At 63.8% G+C, this 19642-nt stretch carries 22 protein-coding genes; 10 read left to right on the plus strand and 12 right to left on the minus strand.

Annotated elements, in window-relative coordinates:
* The first annotated feature begins 92 nt into the window (after positions 1 to 92).
* Complete coding sequence (locus tag QH290_RS38200) at positions 93 to 188, plus strand: hypothetical protein (protein ID WP_425303652.1); 96 nt, start codon at positions 93 to 95, stop codon at positions 186 to 188.
* A gap of 35 nt (positions 189 to 223) precedes the next feature.
* Here the strand turns inward: QH290_RS38200 and QH290_RS26070 are convergent, their stop codons facing one another.
* The 3 genes from QH290_RS26070 to QH290_RS26080 all read right to left on the minus strand — a co-directional run bounded on the left by QH290_RS26070 (position 224) and on the right by QH290_RS26080 (position 2440).
* Positions 224 to 1579 carry a cytochrome P450 gene (locus QH290_RS26070; protein WP_280385747.1) on the minus strand — a complete coding sequence of 452 codons (1356 nt, stop codon included), beginning with the start codon at positions 1577 to 1579 and terminating at the stop codon, positions 224 to 226.
* 178 nt (positions 1580 to 1757) lie between these two features.
* The gene (locus QH290_RS26075) at positions 1758 to 1958 is read right to left on the minus strand and encodes a hypothetical protein (protein WP_280269481.1); all 201 of its coding nucleotides are present in this window, start codon (positions 1956 to 1958) and stop codon (positions 1758 to 1760) included.
* Between the two features lie 254 nt (positions 1959 to 2212).
* Positions 2213 to 2440: a DUF6480 family protein gene (locus tag QH290_RS26080; RefSeq protein ID WP_280269480.1), complete on the minus strand. Its 228-nt coding sequence runs from the start codon at positions 2438 to 2440 to the stop codon at positions 2213 to 2215.
* 251 nt (positions 2441 to 2691) lie between these two features.
* On the opposite strand from QH290_RS26080, the gene QH290_RS26085 reads away from it, so the two are divergent.
* From QH290_RS26085 to QH290_RS26105, 5 genes are all read left to right on the plus strand, one after another.
* The gene (locus tag QH290_RS26085) at positions 2692 to 3498 is read left to right on the plus strand and encodes a TetR/AcrR family transcriptional regulator (RefSeq protein WP_280385749.1); all 807 of its coding nucleotides are present in this window, start codon (positions 2692 to 2694) and stop codon (positions 3496 to 3498) included.
* A 76-nt stretch (positions 3499 to 3574) separates the two neighbouring features.
* Positions 3575 to 4576, plus strand: coding sequence for an ATP-binding cassette domain-containing protein (locus QH290_RS26090; RefSeq protein ID WP_280385751.1), 1002 nt, complete (start codon positions 3575 to 3577; stop codon positions 4574 to 4576).
* Positions 4573 to 5400: an ABC transporter permease gene (locus tag QH290_RS26095; RefSeq protein WP_280385753.1), complete on the plus strand. Its 828-nt coding sequence runs from the start codon at positions 4573 to 4575 to the stop codon at positions 5398 to 5400. Before QH290_RS26090 ends, QH290_RS26095 begins: the two co-directional genes overlap by 4 nt.
* Before the next feature lie 115 nt (positions 5401 to 5515).
* Positions 5516 to 6760 (plus strand): MFS transporter, encoded by a 1245-nt coding sequence (locus QH290_RS26100; RefSeq protein ID WP_280385755.1) that lies wholly within the window; start codon positions 5516 to 5518, stop codon positions 6758 to 6760.
* Between the two features lie 3 nt (positions 6761 to 6763).
* Positions 6764 to 7138 (plus strand): ArsR/SmtB family transcription factor, encoded by a 375-nt coding sequence (locus QH290_RS26105; RefSeq protein WP_280385757.1) that lies wholly within the window; start codon positions 6764 to 6766, stop codon positions 7136 to 7138.
* A 218-nt stretch (positions 7139 to 7356) separates the two neighbouring features.
* On the opposite strand, the gene QH290_RS26110 is transcribed toward QH290_RS26105, so the two are convergent.
* The gene (locus QH290_RS26110; protein ID WP_280269477.1) at positions 7357 to 7776 is read right to left on the minus strand and encodes a hypothetical protein; all 420 of its coding nucleotides are present in this window, start codon (positions 7774 to 7776) and stop codon (positions 7357 to 7359) included.
* A gap of 338 nt (positions 7777 to 8114) precedes the next feature.
* Between QH290_RS26110 and QH290_RS26115 the strand changes: the two genes are divergently transcribed.
* The 3 genes from QH290_RS26115 to QH290_RS26125 all read left to right on the plus strand — a co-directional run bounded on the left by QH290_RS26115 (position 8115) and on the right by QH290_RS26125 (position 10909).
* Complete coding sequence (locus QH290_RS26115; RefSeq protein ID WP_280385759.1) at positions 8115 to 8843, plus strand: TetR/AcrR family transcriptional regulator; 729 nt, start codon at positions 8115 to 8117, stop codon at positions 8841 to 8843.
* Between the two features lie 450 nt (positions 8844 to 9293).
* The gene (locus QH290_RS26120; RefSeq protein ID WP_280385761.1) at positions 9294 to 10301 is read left to right on the plus strand and encodes a hypothetical protein; all 1008 of its coding nucleotides are present in this window, start codon (positions 9294 to 9296) and stop codon (positions 10299 to 10301) included.
* Positions 10302 to 10396: 95 nt separating this feature from the next.
* Positions 10397 to 10909, plus strand: coding sequence for a hypothetical protein (locus tag QH290_RS26125; RefSeq protein WP_280385764.1), 513 nt, complete (start codon positions 10397 to 10399; stop codon positions 10907 to 10909).
* Positions 10910 to 11378: 469 nt separating this feature from the next.
* On the opposite strand, the gene QH290_RS26130 is transcribed toward QH290_RS26125, so the two are convergent.
* Positions 11379 to 11570: a hypothetical protein gene (locus QH290_RS26130; RefSeq protein ID WP_280385766.1), complete on the minus strand. Its 192-nt coding sequence runs from the start codon at positions 11568 to 11570 to the stop codon at positions 11379 to 11381.
* A 391-nt stretch (positions 11571 to 11961) separates the two neighbouring features.
* Here QH290_RS26130 and QH290_RS38205 point away from each other — a divergent pair, with 391 nt between their 5' ends.
* Positions 11962 to 12624 (plus strand): DUF6338 family protein, encoded by a 663-nt coding sequence (locus QH290_RS38205; protein WP_425303653.1) that lies wholly within the window; start codon positions 11962 to 11964, stop codon positions 12622 to 12624.
* Positions 12625 to 12647: 23 nt separating this feature from the next.
* Here QH290_RS38205 and QH290_RS26135 read toward each other — a convergent pair whose 3' ends face one another.
* The 7 genes from QH290_RS26135 to QH290_RS26160 all read right to left on the minus strand — a co-directional run bounded on the left by QH290_RS26135 (position 12648) and on the right by QH290_RS26160 (position 19507).
* Positions 12648 to 13349, minus strand: a complete 702-nt coding sequence (locus tag QH290_RS26135; protein WP_280385767.1) for a hypothetical protein — start codon at positions 13347 to 13349, stop codon at positions 12648 to 12650.
* 586 nt (positions 13350 to 13935) lie between these two features.
* Positions 13936 to 15480 carry a hypothetical protein gene (locus tag QH290_RS26140; protein WP_280385769.1) on the minus strand — a complete coding sequence of 515 codons (1545 nt, stop codon included), beginning with the start codon at positions 15478 to 15480 and terminating at the stop codon, positions 13936 to 13938.
* 9 nt (positions 15481 to 15489) lie between these two features.
* Positions 15490 to 16317 (minus strand): caspase family protein, encoded by an 828-nt coding sequence (locus QH290_RS38210; protein ID WP_425303654.1) that lies wholly within the window; start codon positions 16315 to 16317, stop codon positions 15490 to 15492.
* A gap of 3 nt (positions 16318 to 16320) precedes the next feature.
* On the minus strand, positions 16321 to 16776 hold the full coding sequence (locus tag QH290_RS26145) for a hypothetical protein (protein WP_280385771.1): 456 nt from the start codon (positions 16774 to 16776) through the stop codon (positions 16321 to 16323).
* A 189-nt stretch (positions 16777 to 16965) separates the two neighbouring features.
* Positions 16966 to 17379, minus strand: a complete 414-nt coding sequence (locus QH290_RS26150; RefSeq protein WP_280385773.1) for a helix-turn-helix domain-containing protein — start codon at positions 17377 to 17379, stop codon at positions 16966 to 16968.
* Between the two features lie 93 nt (positions 17380 to 17472).
* Positions 17473 to 18852, minus strand: coding sequence for a cytochrome P450 (locus QH290_RS26155; RefSeq protein ID WP_280385775.1), 1380 nt, complete (start codon positions 18850 to 18852; stop codon positions 17473 to 17475).
* Between the two features lie 55 nt (positions 18853 to 18907).
* Positions 18908 to 19507, minus strand: coding sequence for a GNAT family N-acetyltransferase (locus tag QH290_RS26160; RefSeq protein ID WP_280385777.1), 600 nt, complete (start codon positions 19505 to 19507; stop codon positions 18908 to 18910).
* Between the last annotated feature and the right edge of the window lie 135 nt (positions 19508 to 19642).

Genomic DNA, 19642 nt, shown 5'->3' on the forward strand with positions numbered 1-19642 from the left:
CGCGGCGCCCCCCGCCGGTGCGCCCCCCCCCCCCCCCCCCCCCCCCCCCCCCCCCCCCCCGCGCCCCCCCCCCGGCCCCCGCGGGACTGCACGTGGTCGACGCGTCGACCATGCCGTCCATCCCCCGAGCCAACACCAACCTCACCACCCTCGCACTCGCCGAAAAGTTCTCCGCCGCACTGACATAGAGTCGCCGGAGATGTGCCGCCGTGCGTGCCCCCACTCACGTCCAGCCACCGGTGACGGCCGCGGACTCGGAGACGGTGAAGTCGAGCCCGAAGTTGTCGAAGGTCGACGGAAGTGGTGCCTCCGGGGCGGGTCGCGGTTGCGAGCGGAGCCCGAGCTCCAGCCCGTTCGACAGGTGCGCCAGGAAGGTGCTGGTGACGAACAGGACGAGGTTTCGCCCGGGGCATACGGCGGGGCCCGCGCTGAACGGCACCAGTTGCGGGTATTGCTCGGCGCGGCCGTCGAGCCAGATCTCGGGGACGAAATCGTCCGCGAACGGCAGCCGATCCGGGTCGCGGTGGAACGCGGGCACGGTGATCAGCACCGTCGCGCCGGGTGCGGTCACGAACCGGTCGGCGCCCTCGCGCCACGAGGTCTCGGCCGTGAGTTCCCGCAGGATGACGGGCGTGGTCGGCCACAACCGCACGGATTCCAGCACGCAGGCCCGCAGATAGCGCCGCAGGCCGGGCAGATCGGGGTCGGCGGCGTCCGCCCTCGCCTCGGCGCGGTGGCGCGGGTGGGTGGCCAGCACGGCCAGCGCCCGGGTGAGTGCGATGCCCGCGGCGTCGAACGCGAACAGCCAGTGTGGGATCTGCCCGACCGGATCGACGGCTCCGCGGCTGGGCGCCTGCGCCAGTTCACCGGCGAGACTGTCCGGTTCGGCATTCTCGACGTAGCGGTACAGCCGGGCGTTGAACCAGTCGCGGTGCCGCCGCCGGGGTGGCATCAGGAACGACCAGTTGGCGGCCGAGCGCAGCCGCCACAGCTCGTCGGTGAGCGCGTGATCCTCGCGCGCCGCCGGGCCGAGCGTCAGTCGCCGGACCAGTTTCCACCAGGCGATCGTGAACTGCCCGGCGTCGACGTGCCCGCGCCGGAGCGCGGCATCGAGGAACTCGTGCGCCTCCTGCGCGATGATCTCCGCGAACGGCTCCGCCAGGCGGTGCATCGGCGAGCCCGTGTCCAGGGCCGCCTCGTTCACCGTCCGGCGCTGCGCGCGCAGCGGGCCGTCGGAGACGAGCACGCCGTGCGGCTGGAACTGCCGCAGCGCCGCGACCTTCTCCCGGCTGGCGGGGTGGAACGGCGTCGGCGCGCCTTCCAGCACTCTGCCCACATCCGCCGGGTCGAGGATGACGATCACACGACGCCCCGGAAGTGCCAATTCCACGGGCCCGCTACCGAATTCGCCCCGCAGCCGCCGTATCCGCGCCACGGCCCGACGGTCGGCCCCGAAGCGTTCGAGCAGACCCATCACCCTCCGCCGCCGGGCGATCACCCCCGACGCGACCGCGGCGAAGCCGAGATCGGCGAGTACGGCTCCGGCCCGCGGCCCGGTGATCCTGTGCGACCCGTTCATCTCGACCTCCGTTCGATGCCCGCTCCCCTTCACCCCGCGCATACCCTTCGGCCACCGATCGAACCGGCCTCGCAGTAGCTACCGCTGCGTCGCCTCTGCCTGGAATGTCCCCCTCGTTCGTCGGTGCATCGAAAGGGCCGGGTGGCGGCCACCCGGCCCCTCTCGATCGTTGCGACGGTCAGCGTCCGCCGTGGCTGTGCTGGCCGCCCTGGGACTTGGCCTCCCTGGGCTGCGCCTCGGCGCCCTTGCGACCGGCCTCGTGCGGGTCGGCGGCATTGCGCTCACCGAAGCTGCCGGTGCTCGCCTGGCCACCGCGGCTGGCCTGCTGCTCGGTATCGGACCGATTACCGAACTGACCGGGGTTGTTCTGGTCCGCCATTGCTGAACCTCCTTACGATCGCGAGATAGTTGCTCGATGTGGCATTGGCGCCACACTCACGCACTACCCGGCGGATGCGGACCCACGCACCAGAGCGCGATTGCGTACATCACATATCGGTGAATCAGACACGGCCGCAAGATATTACCGGCGGGCCACTCATCCGTCCCGGCCGCCGCCCGCCCCACCGACGGGCGTCGGATCTGTCGTGTGCTGCGAAGTGTCCGGAGCGCCATCGCCGATGAGAACCGATCTCAGGCGAGGGATACCACCAGCAGCACGGCCACCACGACGAAGACGATCGCCAGCGCGAGGGCGGTGACGACGAAGCCCGCCCCGGTGGGCGGAAAGCGCCGCCGCGTGCGTGGTTCCGGGGCCGATAGCCCGGAGGTCTGCGCCGTCTCGGGCGGGGTCGAGCCGGGCCGCACCCCGCCACCCGGCTCGAGATCGGGCGTGCGGTCGGGATCAGGATCGGTAGACATGACGCTGCCTCTCGTTACCGGTGATCAGTGGCTTGCTATCGGCCGCGTACCCGGCCCGACGCGGCTTATCCGGAAACAAGAAAACCCCCGACCGAGGCCGGAGGTTTATCTGTAACTCTGAGTTACACATATATCCGAGAGGCGCGAGCACTCTCACTACGCCCACACCCTACACCACAAGGTGCTGCCGAGCCGCATCGGCCATCACCTGCCCAGCTGCCAGCCGGAACTCGAACCGTACGCTATACGGTATGCCGGATCGAGATTCGATGAGCCATGCGAGGGACCATGATCGCGCCGCGGCGCGCCGACTGGCCCTGCTGTGGGGGCTGCAACCCTGGTCGGGCCGGAAAAGCAGGTCCGACCTGAGCATCGAGAAGATCGTCGGCAGCGCCATCGAGACCGCCGACGCCGAGGGCCTCGGCGCGCTGTCCATGCGCCGGGTCGCCGAACGACTCGGCGTCGGAACCATGTCGCTGTACACGTACGTGCCCGGCAAGGAGGAGCTGATCGACCTGATGCTGGACGCGGTCTACGGCGACATGGCCCGGCCCGCGGAGCGACCCGCGCACTGGCGCGCCCGGCTGGAAGAGGTGGCCAGAGAGAACTGGCTGCTCGCCCGGCGGCATCCCTGGGTCCTGGAGCTCTCCACGATCCGCCCGCCGCTGGGACCGAACGCGGTCGCCAAGTACGACTACGAACTCGCCGCCGTCGATGGCATCGGGCTCTCCGATATCGAGATGGACTCGGTGGTCGAACTCGTCACCGGCCACGTCGAGCGGGTCGCGCGGCGCAGGCTGGACGCGACCCGGGTGGAGCGCGACAGCGGGATGACCGATGAGCAGTGGTGGGAGTTGAACGGCCCGCTGGTGCGCAATGTCTTCGACGAGACGCGCTTCCCGGTCGCGGCGCGGGTCGGGGTGGTCGCCGGGGAAGCCCACGGGGCCGCCTACTCCCCCGAGCACGCCTTCGAGTTCGGGCTGCGCTGCGTGCTCGACGGCATCGAAGCGCTCGTCGCGCAGCGACGGGACGCGACCGAATCGGAGGGTTCCGCTTAGCCCGGATACCTTGTACCGTATGGCGTACGGTACGGACGTATCCGGCCGTTCGGTACAACAGCCGAGGGGGAACGGCATGACAGCGAACTCGCTGGCGGTGATGGCGCGAGGCATCCGCAAGAACTATGGAGACAAGCGGGCACTGGACGGCTTCGACCTGTCCGTGCCGCAAGGGAGGGTATGCGGGCTACTCGGTCCGAACGGCGCCGGTAAGACCACGGCCGTGCGGATTCTGGCCACGCTGCTGAAGGTCGATGGCGGCGAGGCGAGAGTCGCGGGGTACGACGTGGTGCGCGACGCCGCGCAGGTCCGCCACCGCATCGGCCTGGTGGGGCAGAACCACGCGGTCGACGAGGTGTTGAGCGGTTATCAGAATCTCGTCCTGTTCGGCAGGCTATACCACCTGCCCATTTCCGCCGCCAAGCGGCGGGCCACCGATCTGCTGGACCAGTTCGACCTGGCGGATACCGGGAACAAACAGGTCAAGGCATACTCGGGCGGTATGCGCCGCCGGCTGGACCTGGCCGCCAGCATGATCCTGGCCCCGGCCGTGCTCTTCCTCGACGAGCCCACCACCGGCCTGGACCCGCGCGGGCGCAACGAGGTGTGGCGCTCGATCCGCGAACTGGTCGATCGGGGTACCACGGTGCTGCTCACGACGCAGTACCTCGACGAGGCCGATCAACTCGCCGACCAGATCTCGGTGATCGCCGCCGGTAAGGTCATCGCCGAAGGCCCACCCAGCGAACTGAAGTCGCAGATCGGCGGCGATCGGGTCGACGTGGTGCTGCACAACGGGGACGATCTGACCGTGGCCGCGCACGCGCTCGCGCGGCTGTCGGCCGCCGAACCCCATGTCGACGTGGACAACCGGCTGATCAGCGTCAAGGTCGGCAATCGCGCGAACGCGCTGACCAACATCGTCAGGGTGCTCGACGAATTGGGCGCACCGATCGATGATCTGGCGCTGCGCCGCCCGACCCTCGATGACGTGTTCATGCAGATCACCGGCCAGTTCGCCCACACCGAACGGCACGAGCGCGACGAGCAGACGGCCGGGGAAGAGGTCGAGCCATGACCATCGCCACACCCGAGATTCCCACCGGCACCGCGAGCCGGGTGCGGTGGGTACTGATCGACTCGTGGACGATCACCCAGCGGGCCTTCGCGCATTGGGCGCGCAATCCCGGCGTGGTGATCTTCACGCTGCTGTTCAACGTCCTGATCGTGCTGCTGTTCAACTACCTGATCGGCGGCGCCATCATGGTGCCGGGCGGCGGCAAGTACATCGACTTCCTGATGCCGGGCATGTTCACCATGACGATGTTGTTCGGCATCGCGCAGACCACGATCGCGGTGACCACCGACGTGGACCGCGGCGTCACCGATCGGTTCCGGTCGATGCCGATGTCCTCGGCCGCCGTGCTGATCGGCCGGGTCACCGCGGACATGGTGTTCTCGGTGGTGAACCTGGCCGTGATGGTGGTGGCCGGCCTGGCGATCGGCTGGCGGGCGAACGGTACCGCCGCGGAGTTCTGGGCGGCGATCGGGCTGGTCCTGCTGCTGCGCTTCGCGCTGATCTGGGTCGGGGTGTATCTGGGGCTCGTATTGCACGGTGAGGCGACGACATCCGCGCAGACCCTGGAGTTCCCGATCGGCTTTCTGTCCAGCGCGTTCGTCTCGCCCGACACCATGCCGAACTGGCTGGGCGCGATCGCGGAATGGAATCCGTTGTCCTCCACGGTGACCGCGACGCGCGATCTGTTCGACAACCCCGGCGTCGGCGACTCCGGCTCCTGGGTGGTCGAGCACGCACTGCCGATGGCGATCGTCTGGCCGGTGGCGCTGACCCTGATCTTCTTCCCGCTCTCGGTCTGGAGCTACCGAAACCTCAGCCGCTGAACGGATTTCGGTTCTCCCAGGGGTTCGCACCGGGTCGCCCTTCTTGACATTAAGTGCACATCTGCGCACATAATGACGGACGGGGCGTATCGGGGGCATGGACCAGGAGAGGCGCGTGCTCGAGGTACTCCGCCATCGGCGATTCCGGCATCTGTTCGCCGCGCAGGTCGTGGCGCTGGTCGGGACGGGACTACTGACCGTGGCCCTGGGCCTGCTGGCCTACGATCTCGCCGGTAGCAATGCCGGGGCGGTGCTCGGTACCGCGTTGGCGATCAAGATGATCGCGTATGTCGGTGTGGCACCGGTGGTTTCGGCACTCACCGAGCGCGTGCCCCGCCGCGTACTGCTGGTGTCGGCCGATGCCGTGCGGGCGGCGCTCGCGCTCGCGCTACCGCTGGTCGGCGAGGTGTGGCAGATCTACGTGCTGATCTTCGTGCTGCAGGCGGCCTCCGCGACGTTCACCCCGGCGTTCCAATCGGTGATTCCGTCGGTGCTGACCGAGGAAGGCGACTATACGCGGGGCCTGTCGCTGTCCCGGCTGGCCTACGACCTGGAATCGCTGCTGAGTCCGGTCCTGGCCGGTGCGCTGCTCACGGTGATGAGCTACAACCTGCTGTTCGCCGGAACCGCCGCCGGGTTCGCCGCCTCGGCCGTGCTGGTGGTCACGACCCGGCTCCCCCGCCTCGTCCCCACCGACCGTACACAGCCATTGATCGCGCGGATCACCCGCGGGTCGCGGATCATGCTCGACCGCCCGGTGCTGCGCGGCCTGCTGGCGATGAACCTCGCCGTCGCGTCCGCGACCGCACTTGTGGTCGTGAATACCGTTGTGTACGTGCGGGATCTGCTCGGCGGCTCCGATACCGGGGTCGCCGTCGCCCTGGGGTGCTTCGGCGGCGGATCCATGGCGGTCGCGCTCGCGGTGCCGTGTATCCTCACCGCCGTCGAGGATCGGCGACTGATGCTCACCGGCTGCGCGGTCCTGCCGATCGGCCTGCTCGCCGCCGCCGCGATCTCCGCGCTGCCACCGACCCCGGGCGTGGGCTGGGCGCCGCTGGCGGCGACCTGGATCGTCCTCGGCGCGGGCACCTCCATGATCAACACCCCCTCGGCGCGCCTGCTGCGCGCGCAGACCACCGCCGACACCCGCACCGCGGTGTTCACCGCCCAATTCTCGCTGTCGCACGCCTGTTTCCTGCTCACCTACCCGATCGCGGGCTGGCTCGGCGCGGCCGCCGGGCAGTTCGCCGCCGCGATCGCCCTGGCCGGTCTCGCTACACTGGCAGCCACCACCACAACCCGGGTATGGCCCGCGTCCGTCGCGACGGACATGGAGGTGGTGCCGACAGGAAGGCGGTGAGCGATGGCGAGCACCAGCGATTCGGCCGCCGAACATCCGGAGATGCCCAGCCTCGTCCATCCGGTTCAGCCCGACCAGCCACGCTTGGACGCCGCGACCGCCACCTTCCGGATGCTGTCGGACCCCACCCGGTTGCACATCCTGTCCATCCTCACCGACACCGAGGCCGACGTCACCGCCCTCACCGAAGCAACCGGAGCCTCCCGCACCGCCGTCAGCCAGCACCTGGCCAAACTCCGCTTCACCGGACTCGTCGGCACTCGCCGCGAGGGCCGACGAATCATCTACCGCATCCGCGACGGCCACCTCACCCGCCTCATCCGCGAAGGCCTCAACCACGCCGACCACCTCGTCACCGGCGAACCACCCCACGCCTGAAACATCCGCCCCGACAGGAGTGCGGCGAGATCGGGTGGTGCCGGGACAGTATGGGCGCTCGTTCGAGGTGCCACCACACCGTCGGGTCGGATGCCGTTGTCGCAGAACGCATCTCCTCGTTCGCGGAGGTCAGCCCAGGAACGCCGGCGCGGGCGGGCTTGGAGTGCGCGCGGTTCCGCAGGACTCGGCGGAACTCGGTGGGCGGCGCGTCGCTGTGATCAACCGGTCGTTGTCTCCGCCGCGACCGTGGCATCCGCTCGCAGCTGGGCCAGCGCACCGGCACCGGCCACCACCGCCGACACAGCGACGGCCGTGGCAAGCACAGTGGTGATCGGCTCCAGCTCCCGTCGACGCCCTGCCGCCAGGAAAGCGGCGGCGTCGACGGTATCGATGAGGATGTTCGCGCCGACGAAGGTCTTCGGTTCGGCGAATGATTCGAGTTTCAGCAGGCCCGCGGCGAGCGCGGCGTTTCGGATCGCGAACATTCGCCCCATCGCGATGGCCGGTGTCCCCGCCGATCGCATGCCGAAGGCGCGGGCGACGAGGCGCGGAGTGAGCAGGAAACTCCCGGCGACCAGGATTCGGCCGCCGACGAGCAGCTTCAGCCAGGGCGGACGAGTCGACGACGGTGCCGACATATCAACCTCTTTCCGGATGTGCCGAGAGATCTCAGGCGGGTGAGTAATAGGTGCCGTGGCCCGCGATATGCGGTTGTTCGGTGACGATGGTGACGTCGATCAGTCCCGGCCCGGTGCCGAGTTCGATGCCCTGCCACCTCGCGGAGGTGCCGCCCGCGGGCTGGCCGTCCCAGACCGTGAACGGTCGGCTGGCGCCGGTGGCGCCGGTATCGCGATTTCGCCACTGCAGTCAATATGCTGATCGTCGCTCCCCTGGTTGCCGACACACCGGCATCGCGTTCACTATGTAAGCACCGATCACAGAGTGCTAGGTTGGGACAAACAACGGAGGGAGGACGATGGGCAGCACATCCGGCGCGACGACGGGTGGAGCGACCAGGCGGGCGGAACGCCGCGCGGAGACGATCGCCGAGATCAAATCCCTCGCTCGCGAGCAGCTCGCCGAAAACGGCACCGGGAGCCTTTCGCTGCGGGGAATCGCCAGGTCGATGCGCATGTCCCCGGCGGCCATCTTCCGCTACTTCGACACCCAGTCGGCACTGATCACCGCCTTGTGCGTGGACGCATACAACGCCCAGGCCGACGCCATCGCCGACTCGCTGCAGGCTCCCGGGCAGCGACCGCCGGACCAATGGCGAGCGGTGTGCCGGGCAACGCGCCGGTGGGCCCTGGCCAATCCAGCCGATTACGCGCTGACCAACGGGACGCCGATCCCCGGATACCAGGCGCGGCCGGAGGACACGGGCGCGGCGGCCGGGCGCGTCATGGCCTCGGTCGCCTCCGCGTACCTCGCGGCGATCACCGGCGGCGACGCCGACCCCGCAGCCACGGCGGTCCCGGCACTCCCGGCCGGACCCCTGCTCACGGCCATGCTCGACGGTGCCGAACTGCCCGATTCCCCGGTGCCCGGCATCATCCTCAATGCCTGGGCTTCCATTCTCGGATTCATTTCCGCCGAGATCTTCGGCAGCCTCCGCAACCTGGTGCCCGACACCGACGCCCTGTTCGACGCCCATGTCACGACCGTGATGCGCGGCATGGGCTACACGGCCGACGCCATGCGCTGAACCACCGGGATCATCTGGCCCGCCGCGATCAGACTCGCCGAGTGAAAGCCTTGCAGCACAGCAGTTTTCAGGCCGGTGATGAGATTCTCACGCTGACTTACCGGGGTAAGGAAAAACTGTGTCCGGAGGGGGTATCGACCACTACGCCCACGCCATCTACCAGCGAAAACTACTGACTGTGGAACGCTGACTCCCTACGATAGCAGGGATCCAGGCCGTGCAGCTCCGGCGATCCAATGGCCCCGGTCCGGTATGTGATCACCTCCGTTGTGCTCGCGCGCACTATGCGGTGCCCCCGTGACACGCGGCAGGTGACATCCCGGGCCATCCGCAGCGCCCTACAACGACGCGGCATCAACCGCCGACTCCAATAGGCACTGTGTGTCCCGCAACGAGCCGCGCCACTCGTGTGCGCGAAACAGTGTGGGCACGAAAACGTATAACAGCGGCATGGAAGTCAAGATCTTCCCAGCTGTCAAGGGCAGACACGGCATCGAACTGGAAGGGTGGATGCCGGAGCTCGCTGACTGGGTGACCGATGCACCCCGAGCCCAGCCGATCAGGAAGCTGTTTCGTCAACTGGAGGGTGTGCTGATGAAGCTTGTCGATCGCCCCGACGAGGTCGTTCTTGTGCTTCCTGCGGACTTCGCCGAGGCAGTGGTTAGGCGTGACCCTGACTTGGCGGGATACACCACCGAGCGCGGATCGGGCACTACCCCAGCCAAGACCATGCGGGTCAGCGACAGGATCGAAGTCTTACTCGATCCCCGCTGGATGTTGCGAGAACAACCCGGTAGCTCCTTTCCCGCCGCCAACGAGCGCGCGGCCAAACCGATGCGTTACGCGATCCAACACGAAGCCCAGCACGTCATCATGAAGCAGAGGGGTTCCGACTTGGACAACTACGGGATCGAAGAGATCTCCGGGTGGCTGCGGCAGAGGTGGTTCGGATGTGCCGCCGTAGCACTGGATGAGCATCGCGCCGAATGGAATGCGGCCCGCCTATCCAAGGCCAAGCCCTTGACGCCGGCCGATGCAACCGCGGTTCTGTCTCAACTTGGGACAGACCTTGCTGCGGCGAACAACCGCTACCAGGCAGCGCCCGATAAGGTTGATCAGCTCGCTGCCGATGTCCTCTCAACATGCAACGTGTTCTGGAAAGCCTGTGCGTATTGGGGCGCGCACCTTCGCACAAACGATGTGATCACGGACCCGCCGCTGGCCGTGACGAGTTCCGAACTCTGGGAGAGGTACATCGGGGATAGCTGGTCCGACCTAGCCAACGGGTTTGCCGGTGTACCCGTCGCCGACCTCACGACCGACCCTGAAGTCCTTCATGCGGCCGCGCTCCACATGCAAGGTGCACAACAAGTTTCGCTCCGGGTCATGGGATTCCGCTACGAGGGCGACAGTTCAGGGGAAGCTTTCTATATGGACCGTTGGGACTTCCCGTCCTAGGTCAGGGGATGGGGTCGGCGGCCGTCGACTAACCGCACCGCAGTGCCGCCACGCGCCAGTCCGCGCGCACCTTGTGCTGCGTCTATAGTTGTGTCGTGCTGAACGAGACCTGGACTGATCAGTATCAGCGGATGCTGCGCTCTTGGAAAGCGTTGCAGGAACTCGGGTCTCCATCAGACTCCCCTTCTGAACCCAGCGGTCGTGATGCGCTGTACCACTTCTGCCAAGATGCCTTCCATTTGCGTGATTGGATCATCAAGGACTCATCCCTGCCCGGTTCGGGCAGTGCGCAACGCGGGCAGGATTTGGACACACTCTTCAACTCCTCATCGCCCGCTCTGGCCGCCTGCGCCGACCTTGCAAACGGTTCCAAACACCTTGTGCGGACCAGGCATTCATACATCAGCGGAGAGCGCCGCACCGGCCATGCGAACCTCACGGGCCAAGGCGTGACAATCCAACTGCCCGTCGCAACGTTGGAGGGGACTTCCGGCGGATCGACGCAATACCACTGGATCATTGAGGGCGACTGGGACGCGCTGGAGATGGCGGCGCAGGCCGTCACGGACTGGAAGTCATGGCTCACAGCACATGGACTACCAGTCTGACCGGTGGGGCCAATCTGGGTCCACACGTGCGCGTGTTGCTGGCGCCGGTTCTCACGCCGCGTTTCATTCACCAGTCGAGCGAGCCCCAGGACGGCGACCAGAAGTGCCAATGCGGGGACGATGGCAATAGAGGTGCTCATAGCAACCACCATCGCGGCAACCTCGGTACCGTGGCGTCGGAAGGGCCGTGTGGTCTTGGCCTACCGCACCCACCCGCATCATGGACGACCGTGGGGCTGCTGCACGATCAGGTGACCGCCGCCGTGAACGAGGAGCGCGGCTGAGGCCGGCGGTCGGTCCGCGGTGACGATGGTGCCACGGAGGTTCAGGCCGTCGAGGGTGCGGAAAGCGGCTGCGGTGGAGGAGGGCACGGGGATAGTGAAGCAGAAGTTCGGAGGTGGATCTATGGGCAGGCGAGGCCCGGAAGAAGAGATAGGTTTCCGAGCCTCCGCCGTCGAGAATTTGCTAGTCAGTGGCCGCGTGCCCGCCGCACGATCTTGCGGGCGGCATCAGTATCCAGCTCGATACCCTTGGCTTTCTTATACTGCTGTTTGACGGCGCGAATCGCATCGGCCTCGGTGCCGACGAGCGATACCTCGATGTTCAGCGGCTTTTCGAGATCGCGCAGCGCCTTCTGGTTGAACTTGACCTTGATGGCCATGACACCCTCCACTTCGTCGGGAGCGATGAGGCTGCTTGCCTCGGCGTCAGGCTACGTGCAGGCACCGACAGGTGAGGTTGATGCGGCCAGCAGGGCAGCCCGGCGGCGCGCGACAGTTTGCCGGGTTTATTCGAGGTCAACTTCGCTGTCCGGCGATAGGTAGTATCTTTCTCATGAATGATAAGTCGACACATCGGGACCCGCCGCAGAATCAGGGCGGCCATGATGCAGTTACCGGCTCTGGTGAATACAGGGGTGCGCAAGTCGCGCAAACTCCGAAGCTCTCCCCGGACTTCGACCCTCCGACTGCATCCATGAATCCGAAGCCAACGCCGCCACAGCCGGTTCAGCCGCCTGCTGACCCCGCGAGCAATGGCGGTAACGGGTAGAAATGGCCCTGCCCGGAAGTCTCGCCCTCGTCTTCCTTTTGTTCAGCCTGATCCCAGGCTGGTGGCATCTTCGGCTACTTGAGCAGGCGCGACCGACCGGCAAGAGTGGCGGCCTGAACGAGTTGCTCCAGGTACTGTCGGTTGGTCTGGCTACAACTGGATCAGCCGTCCTTATTCTCGTCCTTCTCCCTGACAGCTGGCGTCGAGGGTGGCTGGTCGACCCGGAGGCCCTGTTGAAGGGCGGGAAGGCGTATGTCCAGACAAACCTGCGGCAGGTTGCAATATCCGTTGCGGCGATACTAGCAGTCGCGTGCTTGATTGCCGTATTGCTCTATTTTGTTCGGTCTATAGGATCTCGGAAAGGATTCAAGCCTCTAGGAGATCCGTGGGTGTACTCGCTTGGTAATTGGCCGAAGAATATGGTGCCGTACGTGGGTATTGAGCTTACAGACGGACGACACATAGAAGGCGTGCTACACAGCTATACGACTGACAACAGTAGCGCAAAACCAGATATCGCCCTGAAAGAAAAGATCCGCATAACGCAGAAAGACGCAGAGGAGCCCATACAGACAACGCATGATCGGATAGTTGTACCTGGCGATCAAATTGCTCTCGTAAGTATGCGGTTTCTTTCTCCGGCGGCAACTCAAGTATCAGAATAGCCAGTACTACAGTTGAAGGCCCGCTACGATGCCTCGTCTATCCGTTCCGGCGCGCTGTTGTCCCGACGCGCCCAGCGGTAGCCTGCTTCGTCAGTAAAGGTGATAGTGACTCTCAATGTGACGGCTTCATCCACGGCTGAGTACGCCATTACGGCGAACTGCTCGGGCGTAAGCGTCGTGGGCCATTCCGTCGTCATCTGGCCGGTCAGTTGCTCTTGGAGAGCTTGGGAGACCTGGGGAGCCATCTGCTGTCCGGCAAGCGCTCCCAGACCGCCGAGACCGACACCGGCGAAATTGCCGATGCCATGTAGGGGGACGGCAACGCGCTGCATCGACGCGTCGACCGCACCGCTAATGGCATCGGCGATGACGCGTCTGAATGCTTCGCTGGTGCCGAGCTTTCCGTTTGCCTGCTGGCACCCGTTTGCTATCAGTTGGCCCTCGGCATCGACGGCGACCACCGAGACGTCCAGCTCCGTCACCACCGCGTTGGAGTGGTTGGCAACCTTGACGCTCCACATGTCTGGGCCGAACACCTCGGCGCGAACCAGCGTCGGAACCACCTTGCGGGCCTGCGCCGCGATGCGGTCGTCTTCGGCACGCTGCAAGGCCGCCATCTGGGTGTCATAACGCTGACGGTCCTCGGTCATCTGGGTTTCTTGGAGTTTTCTGTCTTGCTTGGCCTTCGACACCTGCCAAAGGGCGACGCCGAGGGCGATCAGCACGCCCACAGTCGTAGCGGTCGACTGCACTACCGCCAGCCACGTTGGTACCTGGCTCATCGCCGTCCTCCACGTCGGGCTCTCCGTATGACGCCGTCGGCCGGAAGTCTATGCCCGAGGTCCGACATGCTGGCGAAGTTCCGTCCGCGGGGGGACTCCTGCCACGAATCATCGAGTCGATGCCCTCAGTACCACGCCTCTTGCGCGCAGTGCCTTCCACACACTCCCCTTCGCTTTGCCGAGCTTGCGAGCGATGACCCTTGAGGGAGTCTCTGTCCGCTTCGGTAGGCATTGACCAGTTCGGCGATGGTGTCAGCCGAGAGCCGTCGATCCAGCCGCCGTGGCTGAACGGTGCTGCCGTTCGTTTTCGCAGGTCGGCGGGTTGGAGTAGCTTCGATCTTCTGGATCACCTTGTCCAGCCAGTGGGGGTCCCACTGTTTTAGATAGCGTCCGGTGACGCCGACAGATATGGCCAAGGCGGACGCTACTTGAACCGACTGACTACGGAATCGCACAACGGCCTGGCCCAGGAAATATGGCAATGCGCGATCTATTATCGGATTTCGTGACGCAAGCGGTCGACATACGGTCAATTCGGGTAGTTTATTCCCAGCTTGGACAGGTCATACGTTGGCGGCGGTTGCTCTCCCTGCAGGATCCTGCGCACCAAAGATCGGTATTCATCAGTGGCTGCGGTAATTCCCGGTATATCGTCTTCGCTGGGATCGGTAGCGCGATAGTTGTGAATAGCGGCGACAAGTTCGGCGATCTTTCGACGCCAAGCAGAGTCAACACAAAATTCTATTCCTCGTTTGTTTGTGAGAGACATACATTCTTGTGCTGCAGGGCAGGGATTAATAGGCAAGCGCCAGTCAAAGGGGCCATAGCACGCGAGGTTCGACCCGAACACCAACTGCATCAGCATATGCTCTATAATGGGAAGTTGTTCCCGGAGTAAAATTCGACTGTCAGTTTGATCTGACCAAGCGGGGTGGGGTTCATCAGCAAGAGCTGTCATTGAAAACCACTCGTACCCATTTGGGCGTTCTACCGCACAAACGGGAGGTGCTAAATCACGAACAAGCATAAGGGGAGATATAAGCGCTCCATCTATGTTGTTCCTAAGTACAGCAAGGTTGGCGGCGGTCGCTTGCAGAATATCGATCTCCGCGAGCTGATCGACAGTGTATCCGATTTGCCCATTTTGCAGGCTGTATTGCGAGTCATGCAATAACGAAGTCGAAAGTTCAGACATTTTAGCAATTGATTCTGCGGTTAACTCAAGCACGGTTGATAAAGATGGTACGCCGACTCTTTCCAGATAGCTATCAACGTTCCCGATAGAAAGCGGTCTATTCCAAAACCTTTGATAGTCCCGCAACAGCTGCCAGACCATGAGAGTAACGGTAACGTTTCGCTCTCGAAGAATCTCGCTTGACTCAATAAAGCGCCGAGTATGCCAAGACGCGTTCGTCGGTAGCGCTGGGTGGTGGTAGGAACAGGCTATCAGCAACAACGGCAGAAGGCCCACTATATCGGAAGCCGTAAGTTGGTTGACATCCCGATCCAAATTATCCGCTAAGGCCCAAATTGGCCACGTGTAGATGAGCAGATCTGCCTCTCTCGGAATCGCGCCCACCAAATCCTCTGAACCGAAGAAAGCCGAAGCGCACCAAGCATAGGCTTCGTAGAGCGCATGCATTCCGAGCGGTAGACGGGTAGTGATCTCTACATCCTGCAGTTGGACGTGCAGACCGTCGGGGCGAATCGTGGCCGATGAGATGTACTTAGGCTCGGAATTCGTCAGTTGATGCCAGTGTCGAGGCCAAGATTGCCAAACACTTCTGAACAAGTCCATTCGATCGATGAACGGCTGCATGAAGACTTCATCGGCGCCGTGCTGCAAGACTATATTTCGAAGTGTTGAGATACAATTTCTACGATATTGAGAGACATAGATCCCCGTTGGAGTCGTGCTGAATTGGAAGTAGTGAGTCCACTCATGCATGAACGAGTCCGGCAAGTTGCCCTGACCAGGCGCAATCGTGGGTATCTCGTCAGAACTCAAACGGATGATCTGATCTGCACAGCGGGTATCCGCAAGTACCTTGGATAGGGCCGAATCAAAGTACACTTGCTAATCCTATTTGCCAACGAACAGTTTTTGATCGGACAGACGTCCCGCTAGCATGGGAACCTGCATACCCGCGGTTCGGTCCATTACCAGCCTCACTGTTTGCGAATAGATCTCCCCCACGGGTGGAGACGATGGTGACTGTAATTGCGCACTTTCTTGCATAGCCTGCAGCAGAGAGTAGGTGAATACCCCGTGTCCTAGCTCATCACTCTCCAAGGCAGCCTGATCAGGTCCGCTAGCCATGATCATCGCGGTTCCGTCCCCGATATTGTGGTCACTTCCTCCGGGAAGAGATATGACAGCATTAAGCGAAACGTCAGACAGATTTCGCATTTTTGTAAAGTTTGGTCCGTCGATACCCCGGGCTCGCAGTGGGCCATCTGGCACTCGTGCGGCTCCGGAGAGGCAACAATCGAACAACAAGGTGATGTGTGACGCGGCTATTCGCTTCAACATGATGGGTAGTTCGTTCGTTAGCGATATCCCGGTTGAGTAGAGATGCTCAATTTGAGTGTCGGTCGAGAGTAAATATGTTTCCAGCGAAGTATCGATGTTACCAAGGGGTGGAATCTCACGCGCACCGTGTCCCGCGAAGAAGACGATAACATTATCGTCTCGAGAGGTAGCAGCAAGCCACTCTCCAATACATTCACGGATCGTGCGAGTTGCAGCGTCCTCGTTGATCAAAAGCCTTGATTCCACGGACGAATTGTCGCGACCTCTAAGTGCTCTCTCATAAAGAGCTGACGCATCTGCCGCTGCCCATCTAAGGTCACGGATTGAGTCTGACTCGTAGCGGTCCACGCCGATTGCAAGAACAAACGACTTGCTCACAATTCACCAACTGTCTGTCCAGAATTTGTCATATATTGCTATAACTGCTGCCACACCGTCAGTTGTCGTACCCATATAGAGGTGTGGGCGATTCATTCGGCCACGGGCCGCGGTGTCCATCATTCTTTCAGCAATGCGTGCTGCTAGATCTGCAGCAGTGCTGTCGACCGACCGCAAACCGGTCATGAGAAGGGCAAGGGTCAGCTGGGTTCGTGATTCAGGTGTGCTATACCACTCTTTGAACCGAACCGAATGTTCCATCGGGCCGAGGAAGATGGAGCCGTCGTATCCGCTGTCGATTTCCAGCAACTTTCTCCAGGGAAGAAAGGCCGCAATAAAATCGAACCCATTCCGCGAACCGATACGATCCATCGCTACACGAACAATACCAGCCAGTTGGTTTGTCGATGGATTGCCAGATTCCTCGGAATCGCCGATAGGCTCAGCGCGTGAATCCACGATCCCCCTCCTCCTAGCTACAGCCCGCCGTATACACCATGCTGTTGAATACAGTACGGGCCTATCAACAGGAGTACGTGCCGTTCGACGGCCCAGCACAGCTGGGTCTCATGTCGAGCCCGATTACAAGATGCCGCTTTCACTCGTCCTCGTGTGGCCCAGGTGCCAACGCTCTCGGCGTACGGGTAGCTATCGTGTGGACGGGCGGATCGCTACACCTCGGATCCGCAACGCCTTCCACACACTCCCTTTGCTCTTGCTCAGTTGCCGAGCGACGGCATTGAGTGACTGTCCCTCGGCGTAAAGCCTTACGGCCCAATCGATCTCCTCCTCCGTCATCGGCTGGTACCGCATCTGCACGCCATGGCCGGCCAGAATCTTGAGTACCCCGCCCTTGGACAGGCCATGCTGCCTGCAAAGCTGGTCGGTGGAGGCACCAGTTCGGTAGGCATCGACCAGCTCGGCGATGGTGTCAGCCGAGAGCCGACGATCCAGCCGCCGTGGCTGAACGGTGCTGTTGTCCGTTTTCGCAGGCCGGCGGGCCGGAGCAGCCTCGATCTTCGCAATCACCTTGCCCAACCAGTCCGGTTCCCACTGTTTCAAGTACCGTCCGGTTACCCCGACAGTGGAAAACTCCCCCCCCGCCGACGGGAGGGGCTGGATCTCAGACAGCCCCGTTAAGCCGTACCCGGGGATTCAGTCCCGCGGCGTGAATCGCAGCCGGAATCGGTGGGGTTTGAGCGTGATCTGCTCGTTGACGGTCAGCCCGTATCCGGGCACGGGGTGCAGGTCGAAGCGGCGAAGGATTTGGGCCAGCGTCAGTGCGACCTCGTGTAATGCGAATTGGCGGCCGATGCACGATCGCGGCCCGGTGCCCCAAGGGCGATAGATGTGTGGACCCAGCTGATGGAGCCGTTCGGGCAGCCATCGGTCCGGGTCGAACTGCTCGGCATCGTCTCCCCAGGCTTCCGGGTCGCGGTGAGCTGCCAACGTCAGGACGAAAACCCAGTCCCCGGGCGCGAATTCGTGCCCGCCGAGCGTAGTGCTGCGGGTGGCTTCCCGGAAGTAGCCTGGGGCGACCGGCCACAGCCGCAGTGTCTCGTCGATAACTCGGCGCAGGTATCGCAGGCGTGTGATGTCGTCATAACCCACTAGGGTCCCCGCTGCCGGGAGAACGGCGTCGGCCTCCTCGCGTACTTTGTCGATGACATCGGGGTGTTGCGTCAGTTCGTATAGCGCGAAAGACAGTGCGGCAGCGCTTGTTTCGTGTCCGGCGACCAGCATGGTGAGGCATTGAGCGTGGATAGCGTCGGCATCGAGGTGTTCACCGGTGCACGGATCTGGTGTGGTCAGCATCAGATCGAGCAGGTCGGACCAGGGTTCGGTCGTGGTGCCGCGTGCCGCGATCATGCCATCGACCACGTGGTGCAGGTAGGCGATGTCGCGCTGGTGCTGGGCTGTCTGCCGCCGCAGGATCGTGGTTTTCGCGATGGTCGGCAGGTTGATGGTCTTGTTGAGGTAAGTCAGCCCGCGCCGCAGCCGTTCGCCGAACGGGTGCTGCTCGGCGAATGAGCCGAATGAGTGCCCGAAACCGGCGCGTCCGATGATCTCGAGCGCCAGCTGGTTCGCGTCCTCCACGACGTCGATCCACTCGCCGGTGCGGGTGTGCCAGTGGTCGAGGAGGTCATCGACGACGGCCAGCATGGTTGGGTGATAGCTGCGCATCGCGTCCTTCGTGAACCCCTGCACGAGGATCCGATGCGCAGTCCCCCAGGCGGGCTCGTCGTTGAACGCGGTGAACAGCCCAGACCCGGCGATGTCCCGGAGTGGCGTCAGGATGGCGCCCACGTGTTTGGCCCAGTCGCTCTCGTCGTTGACCTGTTCGATCAGGTCGGCGCGCGAGACGATGACGACCGGGCTGGCGAAGATGCGGCGTTCGAAGATGCCGCCGAGCTGTCGCGCGTTACGGGCGGCCTGCTGAGTTGGTCGGGCCAGATCGAGGGTCAGAACGTCGCCGAGCAGCGGTAGCCGACCCCGGGGGTGCGGTAACCGCGAGCCGTTCGGTGTTGTGGTCATCGAATTCAATGATGCGGCACTGCATAGGTGCTGGGCGGAATCAGCGGTTCTCGGGTTAGCCGGGGCGCCACATAGGCCAGAGTGGCGCACCGTTCAGATCGACGGGGGCGGTCGTGGTGAATCCTGCCGACGAGTACAGCGACACATTCGATTCGCGTGTGCACACCAGATACTCGGCGTGCCTTGCGGCGTCGTGGTGAGCACATCGTGAGCGCAGCAGTGCGGTTCCGATCCCCTGGCGCTGAAATGCCGGGTGGACAGCGAGATGGCATAGGTACCAATGTGATTCGTGCGGATGGAGCCGGTCGAAGAGTCTGCGAGTGCGCACTGCCGCGGGGATCCGGTGACCGAGAGCCAGCATGAGCGCAGGTGCCATGCGTGCGAATTCCGGCCTGGTGGCAGCCCACCGTCCGGGAGGATCCCACACGGCGACCCCGACGATGCCCCTGCCCACGGCTGCGGCGACCTCGACACCTCCGCCGGGGACGTGGTGATGGGTCATCGTGGTGCGGAAGTAGCGCGGCAAGGCCCGCTGCCGATGCCCCGAGTTCGGCCAGAGGTGGCACATCACCGGGTCGCTGTCGAACGCGATCGTGAGGACTTCGACGGCCACCGCGATCTCCTCGTGCTGGATCGGCCGGATGGTGATGTCCACAGCTGGCGACGATAAGGCCAGATCAGATGCGGTCGGAGGTGCCACGCGCCCCGCGACTGTCACCAATTGGAATTATTTGGCGACGGCCGCGCCGAAATCCCGATAGCAAGATCAAATAACCGGTATACCTGGACA

Origin of the sequence: Nocardia wallacei (assembly GCF_029869545.1) — a bacterium.
Taxonomy (GTDB): Bacteria; Actinomycetota; Actinomycetes; order Mycobacteriales; family Mycobacteriaceae; genus Nocardia; species Nocardia wallacei_A.